This window comes from Oerskovia sp. NPDC057915 (assembly GCF_042887685.1).
Classification (GTDB): Bacteria; Actinomycetota; Actinomycetes; order Actinomycetales; family Cellulomonadaceae; genus Oerskovia.
Genome location: NZ_JBHVOS010000004.1, coordinates 193,920 through 220,660, shown reverse-complemented (window position 1 = coordinate 220,660; position 26,741 = coordinate 193,920). Strand labels below are relative to the sequence as shown.

Sequence of the window (26,741 nt, the reverse complement as noted above, 5' to 3'; positions counted from 1 at the left end):
CCACCCGGTCGTTCGACCGGGTGGGGCGCCGTCGTCGGGAGCGGGGCCGGCGCGGAGCCGGCCACCGCACGTCACACCGCGGCGACCTCCCGGGGGAAGAGCCGGGCCATGACGTCGGACAGGGCGATGACCCCGGCGACCGTGGCGCCGTCGGTCACGACCGCGAGATGGTTGCGCGTCTCGCGCATCTGCGCCAACGCCGCGTAGACGGGGACGGACGACTCGAGCGTGAAGGGCGGCCGCATGAGGTCCGCCGCGGGCCGGTCGCCGTCCACGTCGAGCGTGTCACGCACGTGCACGACGCCCGAGATGGTGGTGTCGTCGCCGAGCAGGATCCGCAGGTGACCGGAGGTGCGCGTGGCCTCCTGCACGTCGTGCACGGTCGCGCTCAGCGGGACCATGGTGGGCCTGCCCCGCCCGGTGAGCAGGTCGCCCACGGTGAGGGTCTGCAGGTCCAGCGCACCGGAGAGCTGGGCGAAGTACGCCGGGTCCAGGGCGCCGACGTTGGCCGAGTGCTCGACGAGGTGGCGCAGGTCGTCGGCGCTCTGGCCCGAGGCGACCTGACCGGTCGGCTCGACGCCGACCTTGACCAGGCACCAGTTCGCCATGTTGTTGAGCATCGTCAGCAGGGGACGGGTCAGCCACATGAAGCCGCGCATCGGGATGGCGAGCAGCGTGGCGGACGTCTCGGGGTGGGCGATGGCCCACGACTTGGGCGCCATCTCGCCGACGACCAGGTGCAGGAACGTCACGATGATCAGCGCCAGGACGAACCCGGCGGCGTCCGCGACCCACAGCGGCGCCCCCCACGCCTCGAAGGCGGGCGTGAGCCAGTGGTGGACGGCCGGCTTGGTGAGGGCGCCCAGCGCCAGGGTGCAGGCGGTGATGCCGAGCTGGGAGCCCGCGAGCAGCACGGTCAGCTCGGTCGAGCTGCGGAGCGCGGCGCGGGCCGAACGGCTGTTCGGGGCGGCGTCCTCCAGGCGGTGCCGCTTGGCCGCGAGCAGCGCGAACTCGACGGCGACGAAGAACGCGCTGAGCGCGATGATGACGACGGTGATGGACACGACGACCCAGGGGTTGCTCATCGGTCGCCCTCCTCGGTCTCGGGCGCCGCGGCGGGCGCCGCAGCGGGTGCGGTGTCGGGGACGGGGTCCGGCCGGTCGTCCGTCGGGAAGGTCACGCGGACCAGCGACGGGACGTGGCGCTCGACCTCGATCACGTCGACGCGCATCCAGGCGGGCTCGGGCTCGGCCGCGAGCGCCAGGTCGGCGGGGTCGAGGGGCAGCTCCACGACGATGCCCTCGCCGGGTTCGAGCAGCGAGCCGTGCTGGTCGATGACCAGCCCGGCGATCGTCTCGTAGTCGCCTCGTGGCAGGTCGCGGCCGATCGCGCGCTCGACCTCGTCGATGTGCGTGTCTCCGGGCATGACCCAGATGCCGTCGTCGTCGCGCGGGGCGATGGTGGGCGTCGCGGGGTCGTGCTCGTCGGTGATCTCACCGACGAGCTCCTCGGCGAGGTCCTCGGCCGTCAGGACACCCGCGAAGCCGCCGTACTCGTCGATCACGCACGCGAGCTGGTTGTGCGTCTCGGTGAGCTCGCGCAGCGCGTCCGGAAGGCTCATCGCGGTCGGGATCACGACCACGGGGCGCATGAAGTCCTGGGCGTGCACCTCGTCGGGATGAGCGGTCGTGAGCACGTCCACGAGGTGCACGACGCCGACGACCTGGTCGTCGTCCGCCAGCACCGGGTAGCGCGAGTGCCCGGCTGCCATCCGTGCGCGCACCTCTCCGAGGGTGTCGTCGACGTGCACGACGTCCACGCGGGCCCGAGGGATCATCGCGTGCTCGACGTCGCGCTCGGGGAAGTCGAGGATGCGGTCGAGGAGGACCGAGAGCTCACCGGGCAGGTCGCCGCTCTGGCGCGAGTCCGCGACGATGTGCTCGAGGTCACGGGCCGTGGCCGAGTGCTCGACGTCGTGGACCGGTTCGATCCGCAGCGCCTTGAGCAGGAGGTTCGAGGCCTGGTCGAAGATCTTGATGAGCCATCCGAAGACGGCCAGGTAGATGGTCGTCGAGCGGGCGAGCCACAGGGCGACCGGCTCGGGCCGTGCGATCGCGAGGTTCTTGGGGAAGAGCTCCCCGAAGATCATCTGGATGAAGGTCGAGAACACCAGGGCCAGGACGGTGCCTACGGCGATGCCGACGCCCGTCGGGACGCCTACCCCTCCCAGGGCCGTGCCCAGGGACTCACCGACGAGCGGCTCGGCGACGTAGCCGACGAGCAGCCCCGTCACGGTGATGCCGAGCTGGGCGCCCGAGAGCATGAAGGACGTGCGCTTGGTGACCGCCAGGGCGCGCTTGGCGCCGGCATCGCCCGTGCCGGCGCGCGCGCTCAGGCGAGACCGGTCCACGGCCATGTATGCGAACTCCTGGGCGACGAAGTAGCCGGTCACAGCCGTGATCGCGACGATCACGACGACGCCGAGCAGCAGTGTCAGCACCCACATCAGAACCTGCACCCCCTCGTCGCAGCATCGGTGGCCGGCACAAGGGGGTTCGTACTGTCTGCGTCCATGTCTCTCTCAGATCGCGGGTGGATTCCGACAGGTCAACGCGGAAGCGCGCCCGTGCGTTCCCGGAATCCCGCACCGATTCTCTCAGCGTCGGGCCCGTGCTTCCACCAGGGGGCGACGCGGGCACTCCCCACGGGGGTCCCCGCGGTGGACGAGGAGAGCGACGTAGGGTGTGAGCGACGACCGACGAGCGGACACGACAGACCGAGGAGACCGACGTGGCGACCACTGCCGTGGCCCAGGCGACCGTCAGCGACGTGCTGGCCGAGCTGGCGGCCCTCGAGGACCCGAAGATCCGTGCGGTGAACGCGCGCCACGGTGACGACCACGGCGTCAACCTCACCAGGCTGCGCGCGGTCGCGAAGTCGCTCAGGACGCAGCACGAGCTCGCGGGCGAGCTCTGGGCGACCGGTGACACCGCGGCGCGGCTCGTCGCGATCCTGGTCTGCCGCCCCAAGGCGTACTCGGCGGCAGAGCTCGACGCGATGCTGCGCGACGCGCGCGTTCCCAAGGTGCACGGATGGCTCGTGAGCTACGTCGTCAAGAAGAGCCCGCACGTCGAGGAGCTGCGCACCGTGTGGTTCGCGGACCCCGACCCGGTCGTCGCGAGCGCGGGATGGGCCCTGACGACCGACCGGGTCGCGAAGTCCCCCGACGGCCTCGACCTGCCCGGGCTCCTCGACCGCATCGAGGCAGACATGAAGGACGCCCCGGAGCGCCTCCAGTGGGCCATGAACGAGTGCCTCGCGACCATCGGCATCCACGACCCGGACCTCCGGCCGCGTGCGGTGGCCATCGGAGAGCGGCTCGAGGTCCTCAAGGACTACCCGACGCCCCCGGGCTGCACGTCGCCCTTCGCACCGACCTGGATCGCGGAGATCGTCCGGCGTCGGACCCTGGGGTAGCGGCTCCGGCCGGGGCCAGAGGGCACGGCGGACCGCTCCCTGCGACCACGCGCACCGGAACCCTTGCGCGCAGTCCCCTCGACGGGCCTGGCGGCCGGCTCGCGCGACCGTGCCCAGCTCGTCGTGCTCGCCTACGAGATCGGGCTCACGAGGCCCGGGCAGGGCTCACGGAGAGGTCGGTACGCCTGCGGACCGCGAGCGAGACCACGGCTGCGAGGGCCAGGAGGGCGGTCGCGACGAGGAAGGTCGCCTGCGTCCCGGCCGCGATCGAGGCCGCCGAGGCGTCCTGGATCTCGACCGACCCGGTCGCGCCCGCGAACACCGCGCCCATGACGGAGGCGCCCGCGACGAGGCCGAGGTTGCGCGAGAGGCTCAGGACGCCCGAGACCGTCCCGCGTCGTCCTGCGTCGACCGTGGTCATGACGGCGGTGTTGTTCGCGGCCAGGAAGAGCTGGTACCCGGGAGTCAGGACCACGAGCGCGAGCACGTAGCCGGGCAGCCCCCAGACGGGAGGAAGCCCGACGAGCAGCACGGTCCCCGTCGCCATGGTCAGCAGCGCGCAGGTCGTCATGGGCCCTGCGCCGGCGCGGTCGACGACCCTCCCGGCCACGACGCCGGTCAGGGCCGAGACGACCGGCCCGACCGCGAGCGTGAGGCCGATCGCGGCCTCGTTCAGCCCCAGACCTCCCGCGAGGTAGAAGGGCCCCACGACCAGGGTGCTCATCATGACGGTCGCGACGAGCAGGTTCATGAGCAGGCCGCCGCTCAGTGCACGGGTGCGCAGGAGCCCCCACGGCACGAGGGGAGCTGCCGCCCTGCGCTCGACCACGACGAGCAGCGCGACGAGGACCGCCGCGACCACGAGCAGGGGTGCGGCGCCCACCTGCGGGACCGCGGCAGGGGTCATGGCGAGGGTGCCCGCCACGAGAGCCCCCGCGAGCACGAGGGCACCGGCGACGTCGAACCTCGCACCGGATCGTGCCGGGGCGGGTGCGTCACCGAGGGCGCGCCCGGTCAGCACGAGAGCGACGCCCGCGAGCGGCAGCATGGCCACGAAGCCGGCCTGCCAGCTCGACGCGGCGATCAGCAGCCCGCCCCCGGCAGGTCCCAGTGCCGTCCCCGCCGCAGAGGTCGTACCCAGCAGCCCCATGGCCGCCCCGGTGCGCTCCTCGGGCACGACGTCCCGCACGAGCGCGAGCGGGAGCGCGATCATGACCGCGGCCCCGACCCCCTGCAGCGATCGGGCGGCGACGAGCACCGGGAGGGTGGGCGCCAGGGCGCAGGCGAGCGTTGCGACCGTGAACACACCGAGGCCCGCGAGGAGCACCCGCTGCCGCCCGAGGGCGTCGCCGAGCCTCCCCACGGCGACCGCGGTCACGGTCATCGACAGCAGGTACGACAGGACGACCCACTGCACCCGGCCGAAGGGCGCGTCGAGCTCGTGCGCGAGCGTGGGCAGCGCGACGTTCGCGACGCTCGTGCCGAGCGAGGCCAGGAGCGTGGAGAGCGCGAGCGCGCTCACGAGGACGGACCGGGAGCGTGGGTCGCGCGGGGTGGGGTTCATACCGCCGAGGCTGCCCGCTCCGACCCGGTCTCGGCAATGGATGTTGCTGGAACTGGGACAGGGTGGTGGGATGGCACGATGGACGACCCCACGGCAGCGATCGGACGCGCGCTCGACCAGGTCGGGCCACGGCTCGGCGCCCTCCGGCGGCGACGCGGGATCACCCTCGCGGCGCTCGCGGGCACGACGGGGATCTCGAAGAGCACGCTGTCACGCCTCGAGACCGGGGGGCGCAAGCCCAGCCTCGAGCTGCTCCTGCTCCTCGCTCACGCGTACCGGGTGCCGCTCGACGAGCTCGTGCGCGCCCCGGAGACGGGCGACCCCCGCATCCGGCTCGTCCCGCGCCGGGTCAACGGCCGGGTCGTCGTGCCGCTGACCCGGCAGCCCGCGAACCAGCACGCCTGGAAGATCCTCGTCCCGCGCAAGGCCACCGAGCCCGTGCTCACGGCGCACGACGGCTACGAGTGGCTCTACGTGCTGACCGGCCGGATGCGGCTCGTCGTGGGGGACCGGGACCTCGTGCTCGACGCCGGGGAGGTCGCCGAGTTCGACACCCGCACGCCCCACTGGTTCGGCAGCACGGGTCAGGAGGGCGCCGAGGTGCTCAGCCTGTTCGGGCCGCAGGGCGAACGAGCCCACACCCGCACCGATCTCGCGCCCGACCCCAACACCGACCCCAACACCGACCCCAACACCGACCCCGACCCCGACCCCGACCCCGACCCCGACCCCGACCCCGACGCCGACGCCGACGCCGACGCCGACGCGCCCGGTGCGCCCGGTGCGCTCACCGACGCGCCGCCCTGATCGACGACGCCGGTTCGCGCCCCCTGGCCCGCGAACCGAGCGCGGGCTGTCAGGGCGCGACCGCCACGACCTCCCCGGTCGCGGTGTCCGCGCGGAACGCCTGCTCGAACCGCTCCGTCCCGGCCTGCACGGCGCACCGCACGATCGCGAAGCCGGCCGTCACGTCCTGCGCCGTCACGGTGTAGGTCGGCGTGAAGTACAGGGCGTCCTCGCCGGGCGCGAGGCGCACGGCCGGGAACCGGGCCGCGACGTCGCCGTCGAGGTCCCCGCTCAGCGCGGCCGTGACGGGCTGCGGGCCACGGTGCCGGAAGCGCCCCGTGAACGCGAGGATGTCGCCCGCGCGAAGCCCCGGCGCGGCCGGACCGTAGTTGACGTCCTGCGCCTCGCGCGTGCCGAGGACCTGGTCGCCGTCGTACCCCTGCCCGATCTCCTTCCAGGTGTGCACGCCCCAGTCGCCCCCCTCGGCCGAGATGACGTGCGACGCGCCCACGCTGACCCACTGCGCGGGGCGCCCCGGGGTGATCGAGCGCAGCACCATGGTGAAGTCGCCGCCGTCGTCGTCCACGAACGTCTCGACGGCCTCGGCGAGAGCCGCGGGGGAGAGGGCGTGGGTGTCGACGCGGGCGAACACGATCTCGCTGTACCCGTCGCGCTCGTAGAGCACGCCGAGCGACCCGTCGGCGAGCACGGCCGCGGTCGAGTAGGCGCTCGATCCCGCGCAGATCGTCAGCGCGGGCCGCCAGGTCGTGCCCTCGTCGTGCGAGACGCTGAGCACGGTGTTGCGGCGCAGGTCGGCGTCGCGGTTGTTGGTCACGAGCAGGGGAGCGGCCGGGCCGGTCACCGTACCGAGCCGCAGGATGCTGCCGTTGTCGCTCGGGTCGGGCAGGTCCGGTACGGGCGTCAGCGGCCCGTAGGAGTGGCCGCCGTCGGTCGAGACGGCCTGCACCCGGCAGCCCTTCGCGCGCGAGCTCAGCAGGACGCGGCCGTCGCTCAGCTCGACGACCTTGTTCTCGTTGGCCCCGGGACCCGTGGGCTCGCCCAGCGTCCACGTGTCGCCGTGGTCGTCCGAGTACGCCGACGCCGCGCGGATCTCCCCGCCCAGGAGCAGGACCATCTGCTGGAGCAGCCGCCCCGCGTGCGGTCCGGTCTCGAGCTGGATCCCGGCGCCGGCCGCGGCGAACAGGCCCGTGACGCCGTGCGGCTTGAGCGAGCCCGTGACGCGGCGGTGCGACCAGGTGAGCCCGTCGTCGTCGGAGAACGACAGGTCGACGTGCTGGACGTCGTCCTCGGGCTCGAGGCCCTCGACCGCCTCGAAGAACCCCGCGTGGGTCCCCGCGGCGTGGAAGCAGAAGATGCGACCGGTCACCCGGTCGACGAGCAGGCTCGGGTCGCCGAAGCCCTGGAGCCCCGTACCGACGCGCACGTCCTGCTGCGGGCCCCACGTGCGGCCGTGGTCGGGGCTGCGCCTGACCAGGAGGTCGATCGTGTTCGGCAGGTCGTCGAGGTTGGGGCGTCCGTCGTACGCCGCGAGGACCGTGCCGCGCGTCGAGACGGCCAGGGCGGGGATGCGGTACTGGCGGTGCCCGCCGACGCCGCGGGCGGCCAGGACCTGATGGGTGATCTCGTGGGGGTTCGTGCGCATCACCTAGAAGTACCCCGGTCCGCGCCCGGGACCAAGCTCCGAGGGGCGGCGAGTCCCGGCGCGCGCCCTGCGGCACCTGCCCGACGGCGTCGCGCACCTCCACGCGGAAGGTGCGCGACGCCGTCGGGCAGGTCAGGCGGACCGCGCCTCGCGCGCAGGCGTCCACGCGACCGCGCGGCCCGCGGCGAGCGACGCCGGGACCGACAGGACGCGCTGGTTCGTGCTCCCGCGGAACGGGAGCGTGAGGTCGCGGTGCGCGTTCTCGAACCGGCCGTCGACCAGCACGTCGAGCCCCGCGAGCAGCTCCTGCTTGTCGGCCGACCCCGCGCGGAGCTCCTCGAACGTGTAGCCGGTCCAGCACCACACGTCCTTGCCCCGACCGTGCTGCTCGCGCAGGCGCCGTACGAGGCGCAGGCACACGCCCGTGTTGAGGAACGGCTCGCCGCCGAGGAGGGACAGGCCCTGCACGGACTCGTGCGCGAGGTCCGCCAGGATCCGCTCCTCGAGCTCGCCGGTGTACGGGGTGCCGTAGCGAAAGCTCCACGTCGCCTCGTTGAAGCAGCCCTCGCACGCGAACAGGCACCCGCTCACGTACAGGCTGCAGCGCACGCCCTCGCCGTCGACGAACACGAACGGCTTGTAGTCCGCGACGTGGCCCTGGCTGAAGCGCTCCGCGAGCCAGCCGGGCTGAGGGTCCCGCGGCACGACGACCTCAGGCTTCCGCCGGGCCGGCGCCGGCCGCGGGGCTCCCGTCGGGCGCGGCGCTCGCGGACCCGGCGGCGCCCAGGCTCACCGCGCCCGCCATGTGCTTGACGCGCGAGGAGATCTCGACGTGCCGTCCGTGCACCATGGGGCGCTGCTGCGGGTTGCCGAGGTAGCCGCACGTGCGCTTGACGACGTCGCACGTGCGCGGGTCCGTGTTGCCGCACCCCGGGCACGCGAAGCCGCGCGCCGTCGGTGCGAAGTCGCCCGCGTACCCGCACGCGTAGCAGCGGTCGATCGGGGTGTTCGTGCCGAGGTACCCCACCCGGTCGTAGGCGTAGTCCCACACGGCCTCGAGCGCCTTCGGGTTCTGCTGGAGCACGGGGTACTCGCAGTAGTGGATGAACCCGCCCGACGCGTACTGCGGGTAGTCCATCTCGAAGTCGAGCTTCTCGAACGGCGTCGGGTCCTTGCGCACGTCGTAGTGGAAGCTGTTCGTGTAGTACTCCTTGTCGGTGATGTCGGCCACCACGCCGAACTTCTCCCGGTCGAGCCGCGCGAACCGGTCCGTGAGGCTCTCGCTCGGCGTCGAGTAGACGCTGAACTGGTAGCCGTGCTCGGCCGTCCACGCGGACGTGTGCTCCTTGAGGGTCCGCAGCACGCGCAGCGTCATCTCCTTGGCCTCGGGGTCGGCCTCCCACGCACCCCCGTAGAACGCGGCCGCGACCTCGTACAGCCCGATGTACCCGAGCGAGACGGTCGCGCGCCCGTCGCGGAACAGCTGGTCGACGTCGTCGTCCGGGGCCAGGCGCTCGCCGAACGCCCCGTGCACGTACAGGATCGGGGCGTTGCCCGGGACGGCCTCCTTGCAGCGCTCGACGCGGTAGACGAGCGCGTCGTGGACCGTGGCCAGACGCTCCGCCAGGATGTCCCAGAACGCCTCCTGGCTGCCCTGGGCCTCCAGGGCGATGCGGGGCAGGTTGAGCGTCACGACACCGAGGTTCATGCGACCCTCGACGACGTCGTGGCCGTCCTCGTCGCTCCAGCCCTGGAGGAACGAGCGGCAGCCCATGGGCATCTTGAAGCTGCCCGTGATCTCGACGATCTTGTCGTAGCTCAGCACGTCGGGGTACATGCGCTTGGTCGCGCACTCCACGGCGAGCTCCTTGATGTCGTAGTTCTCGTCGCCCGGCTCCAGGTTCACCCCGCGGCGCAGCGTGTAGATCAGCTTGGGGAAGATCGCGGTGCGGCCCTCCGCCCCCAGGCCCTTGATGCGGATCTGCAGGATCGCGCGCTGGATCTCCCGCTCGAGCCACCCGGTGCCCAGCCCGAAGCCGACCGACGTGAACGGGGTCTGCCCGTTGGACGTGAACAGCGTGTTGATCTCGTACTCGAGGCTCTGCATCGCGTCGTAGATGTCCTTGGCCGTCTTGGCCCGCGCGTAGGCGTCGTGCGTCGACGCGTCGGTGAGCCAGCGCTCGGCCTCGACGAGGTGCTTGGCGTAGTTGAGCTCGGCGTACGGTGCCAGGAGCTCGTCGATCCGGTTGACCGAGCAGCCGCCGTACTGGCTCGAGGCGACGTTCGCGATGATCTGCGTGATCTGAGCGGCCGCGGTCTGGATCGAACGGGGAGGCTCGACCTGCGCGTTGCCGATGCGGAACCCCTCGGACAGCATCGTCCGGAAGTCGATCAGGCAGCAGTTCGTCATGGGTGCGTACGGGTGGTAGTCGAGGTCGTGGTAGTGGATGTCGCCCTTCTGGTGGGCGTTCGCGACGTGCGGAGGCAGCATGCGCAGGCCGATCGCCTTGCCGACCGCGCCCGCCGTCAGGTCGCGCTGGGTGTTGAAGACGTCCGAGTCCTTGTTCGCGTTCTCGTTGACGACCGCCGAGTCCTTGCTGATCAGGCCCACGATCGAGTGGTTGAGGTCGGTCGACCGGCTGCGCGCGAAGTCCCGCTGGACGCGGTAGTCGATGTAGGCGCGAGCCACGTCGTACTCGCGCGACTCGAGCAGCTCGTGCTCGACCACGGCCTGGATCTCGTAGATCTGCACGACGCCCGTGAAGCGCACCGAGATCTCCGCGACCACCCGGTCGAGCACCGCGTCGAGGGCGCGCTCGTGGAAAGGCGTCGCGGCACCGTGGACCTCCTCGTAGGCCTTCGTGAGCGCGGCGCGGATCCGGGAGTCGTCGAACGGGAGCGCTCGACCGTCACGCTTGAGCACCGTGAGGCCGTTCGTCGCCCCCGACGTGACGTCCTCGCCCTGCTCCACCCCGACCAGGCCCATGCGACCACAACCTCTCTGCGTGGCGCCCCGGGCCTGCCCGGACGGGCAGGAGGTGGCGCCGATGAAAACTAGATGTAGTAGCAATTACACCCGTGTGAGCCCACATGTAGTGGACAATCTCGGGCGCGCCGGGACCTTCCTCCCTGAGGTCGGGACGTTGGTCACTCGTTCGACGGACCTTCGGTCCCGGCGTGCCGCACGAGGTTCTCGCGAGCGGGCGGGGCGGTGTGCGGACGGCGGCGGCGGCCCGGCGACGCGGACGCAGCGGGCCGGGCCGGCGGGCCGGCGACGGGGGCCGGTGTCGCGGAGGCAGCAGGCCGGTTCTGCGGGCCCATGGCGCGGGCTGGGTGTGGCCGGGCCCGGACGGGATCGCCGCACAGAGCGATGGTCAAACCTATGTCCTAGGACATATGTTTGGTCGGTGGTCGTTCCGCTCGATGCGGGCGCCGGGACCGGGGAGGGGAGTGACCGTGATCGACAGGATCGACAGGATCGACAGGATCGAGGGCGCCAGCGCTGACGAGGTGGTCTCGTCCGTCCGAACGCTCGTCGAGACGGGAGCGCTGCGGGCAGGGGAGTCCCTGCCTCCCATCCGTGACCTTGCGGGAGCGCTGGGGCTCAACCGGAACACCGTGGCCGCCGCGTACGCCCAGCTGGCGGCCGCCGGGGTCGTCGAGAGCCGGCGGCGCGGGGGCACGGTCGTGCTCGGTGTCCCCGACCTCGACCGCGACGGACTGGCGCCCTCCGGGCTCGTGGACCTGTCGAGCGGGAACCCCGACCCGTCGCTGCTCCCGGGCCTGGCAGGAGCCCTCGACGCGGGCTACGCGCCCTCGCTGTACGGCGGACCACCGGTCGACGCCGACCTCGTCCGGTGGGCGCAGGAGCACCTCGCGCCGGACGTCGACCGCGAGCACCGCGTCGTCCTCGCGCACGGAGCCGTCGACGCGGTCGAGCGCCTGCTCGCCGCGCACCTGACACGCGGCGACCTGGTCGCGGTCGAGGACCCGTGCTTCCTGTCGAGCATCGGCACGCTCCGGCTCGGTGGGTACCGGGGCGTCCCCGTCCCGGTCGACGACGAGGGCATGAGCGTCGCCGGCCTGCGGGACGCTCTCGCGGCCGGCGCGCGAGCCGTGGTGTGCACGCCCCGTGCGCACAACCCCACGGGGGTGAGCCTGACGCCCCGGCGTGCGGCCGCGCTGCGCGACGCGCTGTCCGAGCACCCGGACGTGCTCGTCGTCGAGGACGACCATTTCTCGGCGGTGTCGACCCACCCCTACGTGCGGATCACCCCGCCGGGGGCACCCCGGTGGGCGCTCGTGCGGTCGGTGTCGAAGTTCCTCGGACCCGACCTGCGCCTGGCCTTCGTGCTCGCCGACGCCACCACCGCGGCTCGGCTCGAGACCCGGCTCGGCTCGTCCACCACCTGGGTCAGCCACGTCCTCCAGCGCGTCGTCGCCCACCTGCTCGCCGACCCCGGCACCGATGTCCTGCTCGACCAGGCCCGCGCCACGTACGCCCGCCGGAGCGACCGGCTCGCCGTCGCGCTCGGGGAGATTGGCGTCGCCGTCCCGGGGCCCGGGGACGGCCTCAACCTGTGGGTGCCGTTGCCCGTGCCGGGGTCCGCCCGGCGGGTCGTGGAGGACCTCGCGGCCCACGGGTGGGCCGTCCGCGCGGGCGACGACTTCACGCTCGGCACAGGCCGCCCGTCAGCGATCCGCGTCACGACCTCGACCCTCGACGCCCCGCAGGCAGAAGCCTTCGCGACCGACCTGGCCGCGATCCTCGGGCCTCACGACACCCTGGGAGCACGCGCGCGCGGCAGGACCGCACCGACGCGAGCCGGGACGGGCGGCGCGGAGCAGCGCGCCACCGGGCTCGATGCGCAGGGGGAGGCCTCGTGACCCGGCGGGCGCTCGCGGTCCGGCACGTCCCCTTCGAGGACCTCGGGCTCGCGGCGACAGCTCTCGACGCGCACGGCTACGAGGTGACGTACCTGGAGGCCGGGACGGACCCCCTCACCCCGGAGGCGTTCCTGGACCCCGAGATCCTCGTCGTGCTGGGTGGCCCTGTCGGGGTCGGCGACGTCGAGCGCTACCCGTTCCTCGCCGCCGAGCTCGCGGCACTCTCCGGTCGGCTGAGCGCGGGGCGACCGACGCTCGGCATCTGCCTCGGCGCCCAGCTCGTGGCGCACGCCCTCGGGGCCGACGTCTCCGCGACGGGCCGGCACGAGATCGGGTACGGACCGCTGACGCTCACCGACGCCGGGAGAGGATCGGTCCTCGCGCCGCTCGACGGCGTGCCCGTCCTGCACTGGCACGGAGACCAGTTCGAGATCCCCCCGGGGGCCGTACGCCTCGCGGAGACGCCCGGGTTCCCGCACCAGGCGTTCTCGGCGGGTCCGGCGTTGCTCGGGCTGCAGTTCCACCTCGAGGCGGACCACACCCGGATCGAGAGCTGGCTCGTGGGCCACGCGCACGAGCTCGCGGGCGCCGGGATCGACCCTCGCCGGATCCGTGCGCAGGCCCTCGAGCACGGACCGGTCCTCGCAGACGTGGCCAGGCGCGTCCTCGACGACTGGGTCGCGCAGAGCACCCGCCTCCTGCAGAACCCCGCCCCGACCCCCTCCGACCCGTGGGAGCGCTCGTGACCGCACGACCGGACGACCAGCCCTACCGGACGGCACGCACCGTCGCGGACTTCACCGGCGCGCTGGACACCGTGCGCTCGCGGATCGCGGCGGCGGCCGCCGAGGCGGGACGTGACCCGGACACCGTGCGGCTGCTGCCGGTCAGCAAGACCGTGCCCGAGGACCGGATCCGCCAGGCCGTCGCCGCAGGTCTCGTCCGGCTGGGCGAGAACAAGGTCCAGGAGGCCCGGCGCAAGTCCGAGAACCTGGCGGACCTCGACGTCGAGTGGGCCGTCGTTGGGCACCTGCAGACGAACAAGGCCAAGGACGTCGCGGCCTTCGCGACCGAGTTCCAGGCCCTCGACTCGCTCCGCGTCGCGCAGGCGCTCGACCGGCGGCTCCAGGCGCTCGGGCGGGGTCTCGACGTCCTCGTGCAGGTCAACACCTCGGACGAGCCCAGCAAGTACGGACTGGCGCCCGAGGAGGTGCCCGCCTTCGTCCAGGCGCTGCCGACGTTCTCCGCCCTGCGGGTCCGCGGCCTCATGACCCTGGCCGAGCTCACCACGGACCGCGAACGGGTCCGCGCGTGCTTCGCCCGGCTGCGGTCGCTGCGTGACCGGCTCCGTGACACGGCCCCCGAGGGCGTGGGGCTCGCCGAGCTCTCGATGGGCATGTCCGGCGACTACGAGCTCGCGATCTCCGAAGGAGCCACGTGTGTCCGCGTCGGACAGGCCGTCTTCGGGCCGCGCTCGGTCCCGGACTCGGCCTACTGGCCCACCTGACCCGCCCGGCGCGCGCCGGACGGCTCGTGCGCGGTGCCCCTGGTGTGCTCCGGCGCCGGGCTCAGCTCCCGTCGCGCAGGTCGCCGGGCGCGGTGTCGTGGAGCTCGATCCGGTCGAAGACCGCGGTGCAGGTCGTGCCGAGGGGAGCCTGCGCGAGGAAGCCCACCCGGACCGGCAGGTCGGAGTAGAGGCGGAAGAGGCGGACGAACTCCCAGGTCTCGCCGTCGCGCGAGGCGTGGAACGCCCAGGCGGGGCCGGTGCGCACGACCCGCAGGTGCACGGCCTCGTCGTCGACGTCCCACGAGTTGCAGTCGTCGGTGTACTCGTTCGTGACGGTCGAGACGACCATGGCCCGGCCGTTCGGTGCCTGCTCGAAGCAGAGCTTGGCCCAGTGCGCGTCGTCGGCCCACAGGACCAGGGCGCCTGCGTCGAAGGTCGTGCGCTCGGTCGTCACCCGGACCCGGGCCGACAGCGCGAGCTCGGCCGGGGCGTCGAGCACGAGTGCCGGGGCCGCGTGCTGCGGCGGGGCGCCCAGGGCGTCGTTGGTCCAGTCGGTGCCGGCTGGGGCGGTCAGGGTCACGGCGTCGTCGGCGACCTGACCTGCGCCTTCGTGGGACAACCAGTGCAGCGGGGGGAGGGAGATCTTCGTCACGCCGACACCCTACCCACGTTCGTCCTCCAGGGTGGAAGCGCTCCCGCGTGGCGCGCGGCGCCGTCGGGCAGGTGGTCGAGACGGGGGCGACGGGCGGTCAGGCCCGGTCGTCCGCAGCCTCTGCCCCCGCCCCGGACACCGCCGCCTCCTGCCGGGCCGTCGCGGCCCAGGTCGCGAGAAGATGCAGGGCGTCCTCGGACGGGCTGCCCGGCTCGGGGCTGTACGCGAGGATCGTCAGACCCGGGTCCGCGGGCAGCTCGAAGCCCTCGAAGGCGAGCTCGACCCGGCCCACCACCGGGTGGTTGAAGACCTTGGTCCCGGACCGGTGGTACTTGACGTCGTGCGCGGCCCACAACGTCCGGAACGACTCGCTGCGCGTCGACAGCTCGCCCACGAGGTCCGTGAGCGCCCTGTCGTACGGGTTGCGTCCGGCCTCGGCCCGCAGGATCGCGACCGTGTCGTGCGCGGCCTTGTCGTGGTCGCCCCAGAAGCCCTCGGCACGCGGGCTGAGGAACAGGAACCGGGCGTGGTTGACCGGCCGGACTGGGTCGACGTACATCGGCGAGTACAGGGCCTCGCCCAGGACGTTCGAGGCCAGGACGTCGAGCCGCCCGTTGCGCACGAACGCCGGGACGCCCTCCATGGCGTCGAGGATGCGCTGGACGACGGGGCGCACCGTGGGCCGGGGAGACCGGCGGGCCCGTGTCCGCTGCGAGGCGTTCGCCGTCCGGGCCAGGTCGAGCAGGTGCCCCCGCTCGGCCTCGTCGAGCTGCAGCGCCGAGGCGAGCGCCTCGAGCACGCTCTCGGAGACACCGGAGAGGTTCCCTCGCTCGACCCGGGTGTAGTAGTCGACGCTCACCCCGGCGAGCATCGCGACCTCCTCCCGGCGCAGCCCCGGCACCCGCCGGTTGCCCCCGTAGACGGGCAGCCCCGACTCCTCGGGGCTGATCCTCGCGCGGCGAGAGACCAGGAACTCCCGCACCTGCGTCCTGTGGTCCATGCCCTCGACGGTACGGCCTCGGCGCGGGGCGAGGGAGGTCCTGCCGGTACCCGGGACGTCCTGGCCTCCCGCGTGCGCTCGGGCCAGGAGCATCGTGGACTGGAGAGCGACCAGCCCGTCCCGACGAGGAGAGCCACCATGCCCGACACCGACCGCGCGCACCACGACACGATCTTCGGCGAGCACGTCGCCGCGCTCGCCACCACCGACCCCGAGCTCGTCGAGACGCTCGACCGCCTCGCGTCCGACGAGGCGCTGCGCACGAGCCGCCTCGACGCGAGGACCTGCCTCATGGTCCGGCTCGCTGCCCTCGTCGCGTGCCAGGGGCTGGGGGAGTACCGAGCCCTGCTCGGTGCGGGGCTCGGCGACGAGGTCACGCCCGTCGAGGTCAAGGAGATCGTCTACCAGGCCGTGCCCTACGTCGGCACGGCCAGGGCGCTCGACGCCCTGCGCGTCACGAACGAGGTCCTCGTCGAGCACGGCGTCGAGCTCCCGCTGCCGGGGCAGTCGACCACGACCGCGGAGGACCGTACCGAGAGGGGGCTCGCGGTCCAGCAGGAGATCGTGGGGCCCGACGTCGTCGCCTCGATGTACGCGAACGCGCCCGCCGACCAGGCGCACGTCCAGCGGCTGCTGTCCGCGAACTGCTTCGGCGACCACTACACGCGCACGGGGATCGACGTACCCACGCGCGAGCTGCTCACCTTCGCGATGCTCGTCGCGCTGGGCGGCGCCGACCCGCAGGTGCGCGGTCACGTGGCCGCGAACCGCAACGTCGGCAACGGTCGCGCGGTCCTCGTGGACGTCGCGACCCAGCTCCTGCCGTACATCGGCTACCCGCGCACGCTCAACGCCCTGCGCGCGGTCGACGACGTCGCCCCCGTCCCGTAGGCCGCGCGCCCTCCTGACGCGTCAGGACGTGCGCGGGTCCACGCGGAACGTCGCCGCGGCGCCCGCGGCCCCGGTCACGGAACCGACGATCGCGGGCCCGTACCGGTCGTACTTCGCGTGGTAGGCCGCGTCGACCGCCGGGTGCACCGAGTCGTCGGGCTCGACGAACGCGACGTCCTTCTCGACCCCGCCCGCCCGGACCCGGCCCCGCGGGTCCGCCAGGGCGCGGCGGAACCAGCCGTTGTCCCGGCCGTAGGCCGACCGGACGTAGACGCCGTCGCCCACCCGCACGACCCAGATGGTCACGAACGGGCGCAGGCTCCCGTCGGCGCGCAGCGAGGAGACCTGGAGCTCCTCGGCCCGGCCGACCCGGTCCAGCTCGTCGTCGGTCCAGGCCGTCGTCGTCGATCCGGTCATCGCTCTGCTCCTCGGTGGTGTCGTCGGCGTCGGGCGGCGGTGGCCCGCCAGGACCTCCACCGGTCCGAACCTACGTCGGACCGGCGCCTCGCGGGAGGTTCTCGTGGTACCCCGCACGCCGTGCCCCCGGAGTCCCGCACGCCGTGCCACCCGGTGTCCCGCTCGACGGGGTGTCCCGCGGTCGGACGCCGTGAGCGTGCCGGTGCATCGAACGCGGGCCCCGGGGCCTCCCTCTCGGTAGAGCGGCGACGAGGCCGCTCCCGGACGACCGAGAGCAGGCCCGCCATGGACATCCACGAGGACAGCGTCGGCGAGGACGCGGCCCCCGAGCCCCCCTCGGGGCTGCGCGCCGACGAGCCGGTGCCCGACGCCAGGATCGAGAACGACCCCGACGACTGGACGAAGGTCGTGATCGACGGCGGGACGTCGGTCCCGCCGTTCGACCCGCCCGAACCGCCCGTTCCCGGGCCCCCCGCCCCGGCGCGCCCGGTCGAGCCCGTCGTCCTCGACGGCTCGGTCGGGACCGACCCCTTCGACCCGGACGCCGAGGACCCGTCGTGACCGAGGAGACGGACGGGTCGGGACCCGTCCGGCCACTGCGCCCCGCGCCGCCACCGCCCCTCCCGCCACCGCCGCCGCCACCGCAACCGCCGTCGCCGCAGGTCGCGGCTCCCGACGACGTCCCGGCTCCCGACCCCCGGCTCGTCGCGGGGTACCGCAAGCACGTGCGCGGGATGTACACCGACTTCGCGCGGTACCACGCGCGTCAGATGAGGCGGTACCGCGCGACGCGCGTCGTCGTGATCGTCAGCGCAGGGTCGATCCCCGTGCTCACCGGTGTCCCGAGCGTCCCGACGTGGGTCGTGGCGGTGCTCGGCGCGGTCGCGGCCGCGACGGAGGCGCTCGTGCAGCTCTTCCGGTGGCGCGACTCGGCGATCACCGCCATGCGGTCGGCGAACCTCCTCGAGGATCACCTCACCCGGTTCGACCTGCACCTGCCTCCGTACGACGGTCCGCCCGGCCCGGCGTTCCGCTCCTTCGCCGACGCCGTCCTGGGCACGAACGCCACCGCGTCGCGCGACCTCCTCGGGATCTGGTCCGAGGAGGTGCCGGCAGCGTCCGGCTCGTCCGCCGCGACGGCCAGGCCTCGCGACGGCGCGAGCCCGGTCGGCGCAGGAGGCGCCGGCTAGCGGTCGGCGCCGACGAGCCGGTGCTCGTGCGCGTAGACGACGACCTGCACGCGGTCACGCAGGTCGAGCTTGCGCAGGATCGCGCCCACGTGCGTCTTGACGGTCGACTCGCTCACGAACAACCGCGCCCCGATCTCTGCGTTCGACAGCCCCGTGGCGACGAGCGAGAGCACCCTGCGCTCCTTGCTCGTGAGCGACCCGACCTCCGCAGGGACCGGCGAGACGGTCCGGAACCTGCCGTCGAGGAGCGTCGTCAGGTCCTGCGGTGCCATGACGGCGTTGCCGGCGTGCACCGTGCGGACGCAGTGGGCGAGCTGCTCGGGGCTCGAGTCCTTGAGGAGGAACCCGCTCGCCCCGTAGCGGATCGCGGTCGCGGCGCGGTCGTCGAGGTCGAAGGTCGTCAGGACGACGACCCGGACCGGTCGCGTGCGCCCCGCGGCGCGGGTCGGCGCGAAGATCTGCCGGGTAGCCTCCACCCCGTCGACCACGGGCATGCGGAGGTCCATGAGCACCACGTCGGGCTCCAGCTCGTCGACCAGGTGCACGGCCTCCAGGCCGTCCGCTGCCGACCCGACCACCCGGATGCCGGGCTGGGCGTCGAGGATCACCGCGACGCCCTGCCGGAAGAGCTCCTGGTCGTCGACGAGCAGGACGCGGACGTCCTCGGCGGTGGTCATGAGGCTCCTACGGGGTGGGGGTGGGGGTGGGGGTGGGGTGTGCGGGGCGGCTTGCTGCGGCCGTTGCTCACGAGAGGGGAAGGTGCGCGCTCGCCGTGAACGTCGCGCTGCCGTCCGGCAGGGGTGCGGTGCGGACCGACAGGTGCCCGCCGAAGGGTTCGAGCCGCTGACGCAGCCCGGCGATCCCGAGCCCCCCGACGCCGCGCTCGGCCTCGGGGGAGACGGTGTTCGCCACCTCGACGAGCAGGGAGCTCGTCCGACCCGCGCGGCCGCTCGGCACGGGCTCCGTGCTCCACGCCCGACGGACCGTGACCGCGTGGTCCCGGCGGCCGTGCTTGAGCGCATTGGTCAGCATCTCCTGGAGCACGCGGAACGCGACCGTCTGCTCCTCGAGGGTCAGGTCGCGCGCCTCGCCCGACTCGGTGTCCTCGACCTGGACGCCCGCGGTGCGGACGTCGTCGATCAGGGACTGCAGGCTTCCCTGCGGGAGCAGCCCGGCGGGGGTCGGTGTCCCGGTCGAGCCGAGGACGGCCCGCACGTCGCGCAACGACTGGCGAGCGGACCCGGCGATGCTCGCCATGGCACGCTTGGCGGCGTCGGGGTCGTCGTCGGCGAGCAGCTGGGCGGACTCGGCCTGGGCGAGGATCACGGCGAGCGAGTGCCCGACGACGTCGTGGACGTCGCGCGCCAGGCGAGCGTTCCCGGCCTGGAGACGAGCGATCTCGGTCGCCGCCGCACGCTGCTCGCGGGCCTCGTCGAGGGCCGCGAGGGCCGCCTGCTCGTCCCGGCGGGACGCGCGGGTGCGCTCGCGGCCCCGGAGCACGAGCCCGAGGAACCAGGGCAGCAGGAAGTACGCGAGCGAGCCGAACCCGACCAGGGCCGGACCGACGAGGTGCCCGCCCCCTGAGGACAGCACGAGCGTCACGAGGTCGCTCGAGACGTACATGCCGTCGCTGCCGAGGTACATAAACGCGAAGACCGGGGCGAAGGGGAGCGCGACACCGCTGAGCCACACGACGAGCGTCGACCCGTAGCGTGACGTCCCGTAGGCGACGAGGGGAGCGGTGAGCTGGACCGCGAGGAGCGCAGCCCCGGTCGCGACCTGGAACAGGCCGGTCGCGAGGAGCAGACCGAGCGCGAGCCCCGGGGCCCGGCGGAAGAGCGCGCACGCCAGGGCCGTCGCCAGGACGATCGCCACGCCGGCGACGTGGCGTGCGTCGGACATCCGCTCGTCCCGGCCGACCTCGGTGAGCCCCGCGACGACGACGAGCAGGGCGACGGTCGGGGCGAGCCAGGCGGCTGCGGCGGGAGGTGTCGCGGGACGGCTCGGGCTCACGCCCAGATGCTCCCACGGAGCCGGGCCGAACGGGACGGACGACCGGTGACCATCAGGCGGCGCTCCCTCTCATCGTGACTGCTCGTGGCGGGACCGCTCCCGTCGGGACCTGTCCCGCAGCGCGGGCCGCGGCGGCAGCGAGCACGAGCCCTTCGACCAGGTCCTCGTAGCGCGTCCCCAGCGCGGCGAACATCTTGGGCACCTGGGACGTCGCCGTCATCCCCGGCATCGTGTTGACCTCGTTGAGGACCAGTCCGTGCACGGGGGACAGGAAGAAGTCGAAGCGGGCGACGCCATGGCACCCGAGCGCGTCGAACAGCGCGAGAGCGGCCTCGCGCAGGGCTGCGTGCTCGGCCGGCGAGACCGGGGCGGGCAGGAGGAACGTCGGGTCGCCGTCGTACTTGTCGGCCGTGTCGAACACTCCGCCGGTCGGGACCACGATCTCCAGGGGTGGTCCCACGACCCGCGCACCGTCGGCGGTCTCGAGGACGGCGACGTCGATCTCGCGCCCGGCCACGAAGTCCTCGACGAGGACCCGTTCGTCGAGAAGTCCCGCGCGGGTCACGGACGCGCGCAGCTCGACGTCGTCGTGCGCGACCGTGACGCCGTGGCTGGACCCCGACGCGACGGGCTTGACCACGACGGGGAACGACCGGACCGTCGGGAGCGGCGACCGTGCGTCCACGAGCCTCCCTCCGGCGACGGCGATGCCGAGCTCGCGCGCCACGAGCTTGGTGGTCCACTTGTCCATGGCCAGGGCCCCGCCGCGCACGCCCGACCCGACGTACGGGATCCCGGCGAGGTCGAGCAGGCCCGCGAGGGTGCCGTCCTCGCCCCGAGGGCCGTGGACGGCCGGAAAGGCCACGTCGCACCCGCTGAGGATCCCGACGGCGGCCGTGAGGCTCACGCCGACGCCGTCCCCGAGCGACCCGTACCCGTCGAACCACCGCCCGTCCCGGCCGATCGTGAGCCGCACGACGTCGACGTCGCGCGCCTCGAGCGCCTCGCCGACCGACGCCGCGGTCGCCAGCGACACGTCGTGCTCACAGCTCTGTCCGCCGCCGATCACCGCAACGCGCAGGCGCCCGCTGCCCGGGACGGTGCCCGCGGGCACCGCCTCCGTGGTCACGGCGTCGCCGGGCACGCGGGCTTCGCGGGTCTCGTGCATCGCAGTCCCCATCAGTGGTCCTCCTCGACGTGGCGGCGGTCGACGCGCGGGCCGATGCCGGTGACGATCTCGTGCTCGATGGTGCCGGCCCAGTGCGCCCACTCGTGGGCCGTGGGCTCCCCGGCTGCGCCGGGACCGAGGACCACGGCGGTGTCCCCGGCGACCACGGGAAGGGTCCCGACGTCGACGACCACCTGGTCCATCGAGACGAGGCCCACGACGGGGCAGCGGCGCCCGTGCAGCAGGGCCGACGCGCGCCCGGACGAGATCCGGGGGATGCCGTCGGCGTACCCCACGGGCAGCAGGGCCAGCCGGGTCGCGCGGGGGAGCACGTGCGCCTCGCCGTACCCGACGCGCTGCCCGGCGCCGGCCTCGCGCACGGAGACGACGGGGGCGAGGAGGGTCAGCGCGGGTCGCAGCGGCGCCCTCGAGCCGGCGGGGTCGATGCCGACCAGGCCCGCCCCCACGCGGCACATGTCGAGCCGCGCACGGGGTTCGGTCAGCGCGGCGGCCGTGCCGCCCAGGTGCCTGACCGTCGGACGGAGGCCCGCCGCGTGCGCGACCCGCGTCGCTCGGTCGAACCGGTCGAGGTCGCGCGTCGTCGTCGGGTGCCCGGGACGGTCGGCGCAGCCGAGGTGACCCATGAGGGCGTGCACGACGACCTCCCGCGCTTCCTCGGCCGCACGGGCCTCGGTGCACAGCTGCCCCCAGGCGTCCTGCCCGGCCCCGTCGCGCGACATCCCGATGTCCACGTGCAGGTGGATCGTCGCGGGGACGCCCGTCCGCCGCGCGGCCGCGCGGACCGCCCGGAGGTGGTCGAGGCTCGGGACCGCGAGGTCGACCCGGGCGTGCAGCGCGGGGCGGAAGTCCGTCGCCGGGGCGTTGAGCCAGCTCAGGACCGGGACGTCGATGCCCGCCCGCCGCAGCGCGACCGCTTCCGCGACCGAGGTGACGCCGAGCGCGCTCGCGCCGCCGGTGAGCGCGGCCCGGGCCAGGGCGATCGCCCCGTGCCCGTACCCGTCGGCCTTCACGACCGCCAGGAGGGGCGTTCCCGTGAGCCGGGCGATCGTGAGGGCGTTCGCCCGCAGGGCGGCGAGGTCGACGAGCGCGGTCGGGCGGGTCACGAGGGCCGTCGGCCGCGCGCCGGCACGCCGGTGCAGGAGGTCGGTGCTCATGCTGCGGCCGACGGCCGTTCGACGGGCCCGTAGAGGGCGTGCGGCGCTCCCGTGACGAGCGCCCAGTACCGGTCGCCGTAGCTCCAGTGCCACCACTCGGTCGGGTAGTTGACCAGCCCGACCTGCGTCAACGCCCGGGCCAGGAGGTCGCGGTACGCACGGGCCTCCGGCGCGATCCCCGGGGCCGCGAAGTAGCAGGTGCCGCCGCTCTCCTCGGGCGTCGCGTCGAGCGGGCAGCCCATGTCGACCTCCCGGCCCCGGGCATCGACGAGGGTGACGTCCACCGCGGCTCCCGCCACGTGGGGTGCCACGTCGAGCGGGGCGACGTAGCGCGTCGAGAGCTCGACGACCTCCCACGGCGCGAGGTCCGGTCGTCGGGCGCGCAGCGACGACGTGTAGCGCGCGATGATCTCGGCCTGCGACCGCACGGGGCGGTAGCCCTCGGACAGCGAGAGACGCAGCCCGTCGGGGAGCGCGCGCTGCGCGGCGAGCAGCCGCTCGGCGAGACCCGCGCGCACGTGCCGCGCGGCTGCGCTCGCGGGGCCGTCGATCCAGGTGAGCTCGACGAGCGGGTCGCCGTCGTCCTGGAGCGGGACGAGCCGGACCTGCGGGTCGCCGATCAGCGTGGGGTTGGGCATGGCACGACGCTAGGTCGCGACCTGCGGTCCCGGCCTCCACCTGAGGTACCGGTCGGCGGCCCGTGGGGTCCGTCCAGGGTCCCCCCACGGGGTGACACCAGGGCGGAGGGAGACTCCGGGGCGTCGCGTCCCCCGCGGGCCCTGCCGGCTCGCGGAGGTGCCGGGACGCCCGTCGGCCGAGCCCGCGGGCGAGGGGAGCCGACGACGTCGCGGACGTGACGTCGTCGGGCCCGGTCAGTCCTGGGCCGGGTCGCCTGCCGCGACCCGTGCGACCGAGGAACGCTCGTCCCTGCGCCGTGACGCCGTCCGGACGGCGGCCCAGCCGACCAGGCCGAGGCCTGCGCCGAGCACGGGGTACGTCGCGGCCAGGCGCGCGAGGGAGAAGACGGTCACGGCGTGGTCGGTCGCGACGAGGCGCGCCGTCGCCCCGACCATCCCGACCGCTGCCCCCGCGCACAGGGCGACCACCGCGGAGCGCAGGTGCTGCGGGCGGTCGACAGGCTCCGCACGACGCCACCAGCGCACGGTGAGCACCGCGATCGTCACGAAGCCGACGAGCGAGCTCCCGTGCTGGAGGTACTTGTAGGCCATCACTCCCGCGACGGGCGTGCGCAGGACGTCCCACGTCTGGACCGCGGTGCCGCGCAGGTGTGTGAAGTCGTCCCAGAGGATGTGCGTGAGCGTGCCCGCCACGGCGAGCCCGACGGCGGCCCCCGCGATCACGAGCGGGCGTGCCGCGCGCGTCGACGCACCGGGCACGGGCACGGTACGGCGGGGGAGCGCAGCCAGGAACGGCCCCCGGACGACCAGGACCCACAGTGCGGTGAACGCGAGCGCGAGGGCCAGGTCCACGGTCACGACGCCCAGCAGGCGGTGCGTGGGGTGGGCCAGCTCGTCGGTGCCCGGGACCAGGACGTCGAGGAAGAGCGGGGCGTCGGGCACCATCGCGCCGACCGCGAAGGCGGGCAGCGCCCACAGGAGCAGGTCCGGGGGGAGCGTGCGCCGCGCACGGCGACCGGCGAGGGGGAGCGACACCAGGGCGTGGACGGGGGTGTACGGCACGCGGCACATCATGGCAGCGGCGCAGGACGCGCGGGAAGGCCGTCCGTGGGAGAGAGGGCCCCGAGGGAGCGTCGGACATCTCACACTTTTCGGGCTCGCCGGGACCTGAGGTTGAAAATAGTGTGCCAAGCGGAGATCGCCCCAGCACCCCACCTGCCGTACCCGACTCACCACCAGCAGGGAAGGACCGGGTTTCGCTCCGCCCAGGGTGTCGGAGTCGTCCCTCCCGTGGAAGGAAGCTCCGGACGGCGGTACTTTCGCTGAGGCGGGACAGGGGTCTCGCGCGCGACCTGGAGCGAAGGAGACGAGCATGGGAATCGACGACGCCAAGGACAAGGCGGCTGCCGCCGGCGACGAGGCCAAGGAAGGTCTGGGGGGACTGGTCGACAAGGCCAAGGGCTTCCTGACCGACGACAAGATCGACGAGGTCGCCGACAAGATCAAGGGATTCACGCCGGACTCGGTCGACGGGCACGTCGACGCCCTGGCCGAGAAGGCCAAGGAAGCGAACGACTGACCGGGCGCGATAAGCACGCGACCGGCCGAGGTCGGTAACATCGAGGGGCGCCGCCGTCTGGTGGCGCCCTTTCCACTGCCCTCTCGAGCCGCTAGGAGCGCGCACCGTGTCAGACGTTCTCTCGTCACCCTTGTCCATCACTCTCGACGGAGAACGGACCACGGTGGAGACGGGGACGACCGGCGTGGACCTGTTCCAGGGCCGCCGTGACGTCGTCGTCCTGCGTGTGAACGGTCAGCTCAAGGACCTCGACACCCCCGTCGCCGAGGGCGACGAGGTCGAGGGCGTGACCATCGACTCGCCCGACGGGCTCGACGTGCTGCGCCACTCCGCCGCGCACGTCCTCGCCCAGGCCGTCCAGCAGGTCAACCCCGACGCCAAGCTCGGCATCGGCCCGCCGATCCGCGACGGCTTCTACTACGACTTCGACGTCGAGACCCCGTTCACCCCCGACGACCTCAAGGCCCTCGACAAGGCCATGGCCCGCATCGTCAAGGACGGCCAGACGTTCAAGCGTCGCGTCGTGACCGAGGACGAGGCGCGCGCCGAGCTCGCGAACGAGCCCTACAAGCTCGAGCTGATCGGCCTCAAGGGCTCCGGCTCTGCCGACGAGGAGGCAGGGGAGGGCGTGTCGGTCGAGGTCGGCGCCGGCGAGCTCACCATCTACGACAACCTGCGTCGCGACGGCTCCGTGGCCTGGAAGGACCTGTGCCGCGGCCCGCACCTGCCCAGCACGCGCCTCATCGGCAACGGCTTCCAGCTCATGCGCAGCGCCGCGGCCTACTGGCGCGGCAGCGAGAAGAACCCCCAGCTCCAGCGCGTCTACGGCACGGCCTGGCCCACCAAGGACGAGCTGCGCGCCTACACCGAGCGCCTGGCCGAGGCCGAGCGACGCGACCACCGTCGCCTGGGCGTCGAGCTCGACCTCTTCTCCTTCCCGGACGAGATCGGCTCCGGGCTCGCGGTCTTCCACCCCAAGGGCGGGATCATCCGCAACGAGATGGAGGAGTACTCGCGCAAGCGGCACATCGAGGCGGGCTACTCGTTCGTCAACTCCCCGCACATCACCAAGGAGAAGCTGTACCAGGTCTCCGGGCACCTCGACTGGTACGCCGAGGGCATGTACCCCCCCATGCACCTCGACGAGGAGCGCGACGCCGACGGCACGCTGCGCCGTGCCGGGCAGAACTACTACCTCAAGCCCATGAACTGCCCCATGCACAACCTGATCTTCGACGCGCGCGGCCGCTCGTACCGTGAGCTCCCGCTGCGCCTCTTCGAGTTCGGGACCGTGTACCGCTACGAGAAGTCGGGCGTCGTGCACGGTCTGACCCGTGCCCGTGGCTTCACCCAGGACGACGCGCACATCTACTGCACGCGCGACCAGATGAAGTCCGAGCTGACCGACGCGCTCAACTTCGTCCTCGACCTGCTCAAGGACTACGGGCTCGACGACTTCTACCTCGAGCTCTCGACGCGCGACCCCGAGAAGTCGGTCGGCACCGACGACGCGTGGGAGGAGGCGACCGAGACGCTGCGCCAGGTCGCCGAGGAGTCCGGTCTGGCCCTCGTCCCGGACCCGGGCGGCGCCGCGTTCTACGGCCCCAAGATCTCCGTCCAGGCGAAGGACGCGATCGGCCGCACCTGGCAGATGTCGACCATCCAGCTCGACTTCAACCTGCCCGAGAAGTTCGACCTCGAGTACCAGGCCTCCGACGGCACTCGCCAGCGCCCCGTCATGATCCACCGCGCGCTGTTCGGCTCGATCGAGCGCTTCTTCGCGGTGCTCACCGAGCACTACGCGGGCGCCTTCCCGGCCTGGCTCGCGCCGGTCCAGGTCGTGGCCGTGCCGGTCGCCGAGCCCTTCAACGACTACCTCGCCGACGTCGTCGCGCAGCTCCGGGCCCAGGGCATCCGGGCCGAGGTCGACTACTCGGACGACCGCTTCGGCAAGAAGATCCGCACGGCCAGCACCCAGAAGGTGCCGTTCGTGCTCATCGCCGGCGGCGAGGACGTCGAGGCCGGTGCGGTCTCGTTCCGCTACCGCGACGGGCGCCAGGACAACGGCGTGCCCGTGGCCGAGGCCATCGAGCGGATCGTGTCTGCGGTCCGCGAGCGCAGCCAGGTCTGACGC

The 26,741-nt window shown here is 73.3% G+C and carries 25 protein-coding genes; 10 read left to right on the top strand and 15 right to left on the bottom strand.

Annotated features, from left to right (window positions below):
• Window positions 1-71: 71 nt before the first annotated feature.
• Entirely contained in the window at window positions 72-1,085 is a 1,014-nt protein-coding gene (locus tag ACFVQ3_RS04590; protein WP_387635623.1) for a hemolysin family protein, read from the bottom strand.
• Window positions 1,082-2,506, bottom strand: a complete 1,425-nt coding sequence (locus tag ACFVQ3_RS04585) for a hemolysin family protein (protein WP_387635620.1) — start codon at window positions 2,504-2,506, stop codon at window positions 1,082-1,084. Before ACFVQ3_RS04585 ends, ACFVQ3_RS04590 begins: the two co-directional genes overlap by 4 nt.
• A 284-nt stretch (window positions 2,507-2,790) precedes the next feature.
• Here ACFVQ3_RS04585 and ACFVQ3_RS04580 point away from each other — a divergent pair, with 284 nt between their 5' ends.
• A complete protein-coding gene (locus ACFVQ3_RS04580; protein WP_387635617.1) occupies window positions 2,791-3,477 on the top strand; it encodes a DNA alkylation repair protein in 687 nt (228 codons plus the stop codon).
• Window positions 3,478-3,622: 145 nt separating this feature from the next.
• On the opposite strand, the gene ACFVQ3_RS04575 is transcribed toward ACFVQ3_RS04580, so the two are convergent.
• A complete protein-coding gene (locus ACFVQ3_RS04575; protein ID WP_387635615.1) occupies window positions 3,623-5,041 on the bottom strand; it encodes an MFS transporter in 1,419 nt (472 codons plus the stop codon).
• Window positions 5,042-5,119: 78 nt separating this feature from the next.
• On the opposite strand from ACFVQ3_RS04575, the gene ACFVQ3_RS04570 reads away from it, so the two are divergent.
• Complete coding sequence (locus ACFVQ3_RS04570) at window positions 5,120-5,848, top strand: helix-turn-helix domain-containing protein (protein WP_387635612.1); 729 nt, start codon at window positions 5,120-5,122, stop codon at window positions 5,846-5,848.
• A 49-nt stretch (window positions 5,849-5,897) separates the two neighbouring features.
• Here ACFVQ3_RS04570 and ACFVQ3_RS04565 read toward each other — a convergent pair whose 3' ends face one another.
• The 3 genes from ACFVQ3_RS04565 to nrdD all read right to left on the bottom strand — a co-directional run bounded on the left by ACFVQ3_RS04565 (window position 5,898) and on the right by nrdD (window position 10,476).
• Window positions 5,898-7,490, bottom strand: coding sequence for an exo-alpha-sialidase (locus ACFVQ3_RS04565; protein ID WP_387635609.1), 1,593 nt, complete (start codon window positions 7,488-7,490; stop codon window positions 5,898-5,900).
• 132 nt (window positions 7,491-7,622) lie between these two features.
• Complete coding sequence (nrdG, locus tag ACFVQ3_RS04560) at window positions 7,623-8,195, bottom strand: anaerobic ribonucleoside-triphosphate reductase activating protein (protein ID WP_387635606.1); 573 nt, start codon at window positions 8,193-8,195, stop codon at window positions 7,623-7,625.
• Window positions 8,196-8,202: 7 nt separating this feature from the next.
• Window positions 8,203-10,476: an anaerobic ribonucleoside-triphosphate reductase gene (gene nrdD / locus ACFVQ3_RS04555; protein WP_387635604.1), complete on the bottom strand. Its 2,274-nt coding sequence runs from the start codon at window positions 10,474-10,476 to the stop codon at window positions 8,203-8,205.
• A 470-nt stretch (window positions 10,477-10,946) separates the two neighbouring features.
• Between nrdD and ACFVQ3_RS04550 the strand changes: the two genes are divergently transcribed.
• The 3 genes from ACFVQ3_RS04550 to ACFVQ3_RS04540 are packed head-to-tail and all read left to right on the top strand — an operon-like array spanning window position 10,947 to window position 13,884.
• Window positions 10,947-12,377, top strand: coding sequence for an aminotransferase class I/II-fold pyridoxal phosphate-dependent enzyme (locus ACFVQ3_RS04550; RefSeq protein ID WP_387635601.1), 1,431 nt, complete (start codon window positions 10,947-10,949; stop codon window positions 12,375-12,377).
• Window positions 12,374-13,123, top strand: coding sequence for a glutamine amidotransferase (locus tag ACFVQ3_RS04545; RefSeq protein WP_387635598.1), 750 nt, complete (start codon window positions 12,374-12,376; stop codon window positions 13,121-13,123). Before ACFVQ3_RS04550 ends, ACFVQ3_RS04545 begins: the two co-directional genes overlap by 4 nt.
• Entirely contained in the window at window positions 13,120-13,884 is a 765-nt protein-coding gene (locus ACFVQ3_RS04540; RefSeq protein WP_387635596.1) for a YggS family pyridoxal phosphate-dependent enzyme, read from the top strand. The genes ACFVQ3_RS04545 and ACFVQ3_RS04540 overlap by 4 nt, the downstream gene beginning before the upstream one ends.
• 61 nt (window positions 13,885-13,945) lie before the next feature.
• Here the strand turns inward: ACFVQ3_RS04540 and ACFVQ3_RS04535 are convergent, their stop codons facing one another.
• Both ACFVQ3_RS04535 and ACFVQ3_RS04530 read right to left on the bottom strand, forming a co-directional pair.
• Entirely contained in the window at window positions 13,946-14,536 is a 591-nt protein-coding gene (locus ACFVQ3_RS04535) for a DUF1349 domain-containing protein (protein WP_387635594.1), read from the bottom strand.
• A 97-nt stretch (window positions 14,537-14,633) separates the two neighbouring features.
• Window positions 14,634-15,536, bottom strand: coding sequence for a helix-turn-helix transcriptional regulator (locus tag ACFVQ3_RS04530; RefSeq protein ID WP_387635591.1), 903 nt, complete (start codon window positions 15,534-15,536; stop codon window positions 14,634-14,636).
• A gap of 138 nt (window positions 15,537-15,674) precedes the next feature.
• Between ACFVQ3_RS04530 and ACFVQ3_RS04525 the strand changes: the two genes are divergently transcribed.
• On the top strand, window positions 15,675-16,427 hold the full coding sequence (locus ACFVQ3_RS04525; RefSeq protein ID WP_387635588.1) for a carboxymuconolactone decarboxylase family protein: 753 nt from the start codon (window positions 15,675-15,677) through the stop codon (window positions 16,425-16,427).
• A gap of 21 nt (window positions 16,428-16,448) precedes the next feature.
• Here ACFVQ3_RS04525 and ACFVQ3_RS04520 read toward each other — a convergent pair whose 3' ends face one another.
• Complete coding sequence (locus ACFVQ3_RS04520) at window positions 16,449-16,844, bottom strand: DUF2255 family protein (RefSeq protein ID WP_387635586.1); 396 nt, start codon at window positions 16,842-16,844, stop codon at window positions 16,449-16,451.
• A 285-nt stretch (window positions 16,845-17,129) separates the two neighbouring features.
• On the opposite strand from ACFVQ3_RS04520, the gene ACFVQ3_RS04515 reads away from it, so the two are divergent.
• Together ACFVQ3_RS04515 and ACFVQ3_RS04510 are read left to right on the top strand one after the other, a co-directional pair.
• Entirely contained in the window at window positions 17,130-17,405 is a 276-nt protein-coding gene (locus tag ACFVQ3_RS04515; protein WP_387635583.1) for a hypothetical protein, read from the top strand.
• Entirely contained in the window at window positions 17,402-18,034 is a 633-nt protein-coding gene (locus ACFVQ3_RS04510; RefSeq protein WP_387635581.1) for a DUF4231 domain-containing protein, read from the top strand. The genes ACFVQ3_RS04515 and ACFVQ3_RS04510 overlap by 4 nt, the downstream gene beginning before the upstream one ends.
• Here ACFVQ3_RS04510 and ACFVQ3_RS04505 read toward each other — a convergent pair.
• The 6 genes from ACFVQ3_RS04505 to ACFVQ3_RS04480 form a co-directional block, all read right to left on the bottom strand.
• Window positions 18,031-18,711 carry a response regulator gene (locus tag ACFVQ3_RS04505; protein ID WP_387635578.1) on the bottom strand — a complete coding sequence of 227 codons (681 nt, stop codon included), beginning with the start codon at window positions 18,709-18,711 and terminating at the stop codon, window positions 18,031-18,033. The two genes, ACFVQ3_RS04510 and ACFVQ3_RS04505, sit on opposite strands and share 4 nt — an antisense overlap.
• A 67-nt stretch (window positions 18,712-18,778) precedes the next feature.
• Complete coding sequence (locus ACFVQ3_RS04500; RefSeq protein WP_387635576.1) at window positions 18,779-20,047, bottom strand: sensor histidine kinase; 1,269 nt, start codon at window positions 20,045-20,047, stop codon at window positions 18,779-18,781.
• A gap of 52 nt (window positions 20,048-20,099) precedes the next feature.
• The gene (locus tag ACFVQ3_RS04495) at window positions 20,100-21,227 is read right to left on the bottom strand and encodes a D-alanine--D-alanine ligase (protein WP_387635574.1); all 1,128 of its coding nucleotides are present in this window, start codon (window positions 21,225-21,227) and stop codon (window positions 20,100-20,102) included.
• Window positions 21,227-22,390: an alanine racemase gene (gene alr, locus ACFVQ3_RS04490; RefSeq protein ID WP_387635571.1), complete on the bottom strand. Its 1,164-nt coding sequence runs from the start codon at window positions 22,388-22,390 to the stop codon at window positions 21,227-21,229. The genes ACFVQ3_RS04495 and alr overlap by 1 nt, the downstream gene beginning before the upstream one ends.
• Window positions 22,387-23,028: a M15 family metallopeptidase gene (locus tag ACFVQ3_RS04485; RefSeq protein ID WP_387635569.1), complete on the bottom strand. Its 642-nt coding sequence runs from the start codon at window positions 23,026-23,028 to the stop codon at window positions 22,387-22,389. The genes alr and ACFVQ3_RS04485 overlap by 4 nt, the downstream gene beginning before the upstream one ends.
• 234 nt (window positions 23,029-23,262) lie before the next feature.
• The gene (locus tag ACFVQ3_RS04480) at window positions 23,263-24,090 is read right to left on the bottom strand and encodes a DUF4184 family protein (protein WP_387635566.1); all 828 of its coding nucleotides are present in this window, start codon (window positions 24,088-24,090) and stop codon (window positions 23,263-23,265) included.
• A gap of 310 nt (window positions 24,091-24,400) precedes the next feature.
• Between ACFVQ3_RS04480 and ACFVQ3_RS04475 the strand changes: the two genes are divergently transcribed.
• Together ACFVQ3_RS04475 and thrS are read left to right on the top strand one after the other, a co-directional pair.
• Complete coding sequence (locus ACFVQ3_RS04475) at window positions 24,401-24,607, top strand: hypothetical protein (RefSeq protein WP_387635564.1); 207 nt, start codon at window positions 24,401-24,403, stop codon at window positions 24,605-24,607.
• A 106-nt stretch (window positions 24,608-24,713) separates the two neighbouring features.
• Window positions 24,714-26,738 (top strand): threonine--tRNA ligase, encoded by a 2,025-nt coding sequence (gene thrS, locus ACFVQ3_RS04470; RefSeq protein ID WP_387635561.1) that lies wholly within the window; start codon window positions 24,714-24,716, stop codon window positions 26,736-26,738.
• Window positions 26,739-26,741 lie beyond the last annotated feature (3 nt).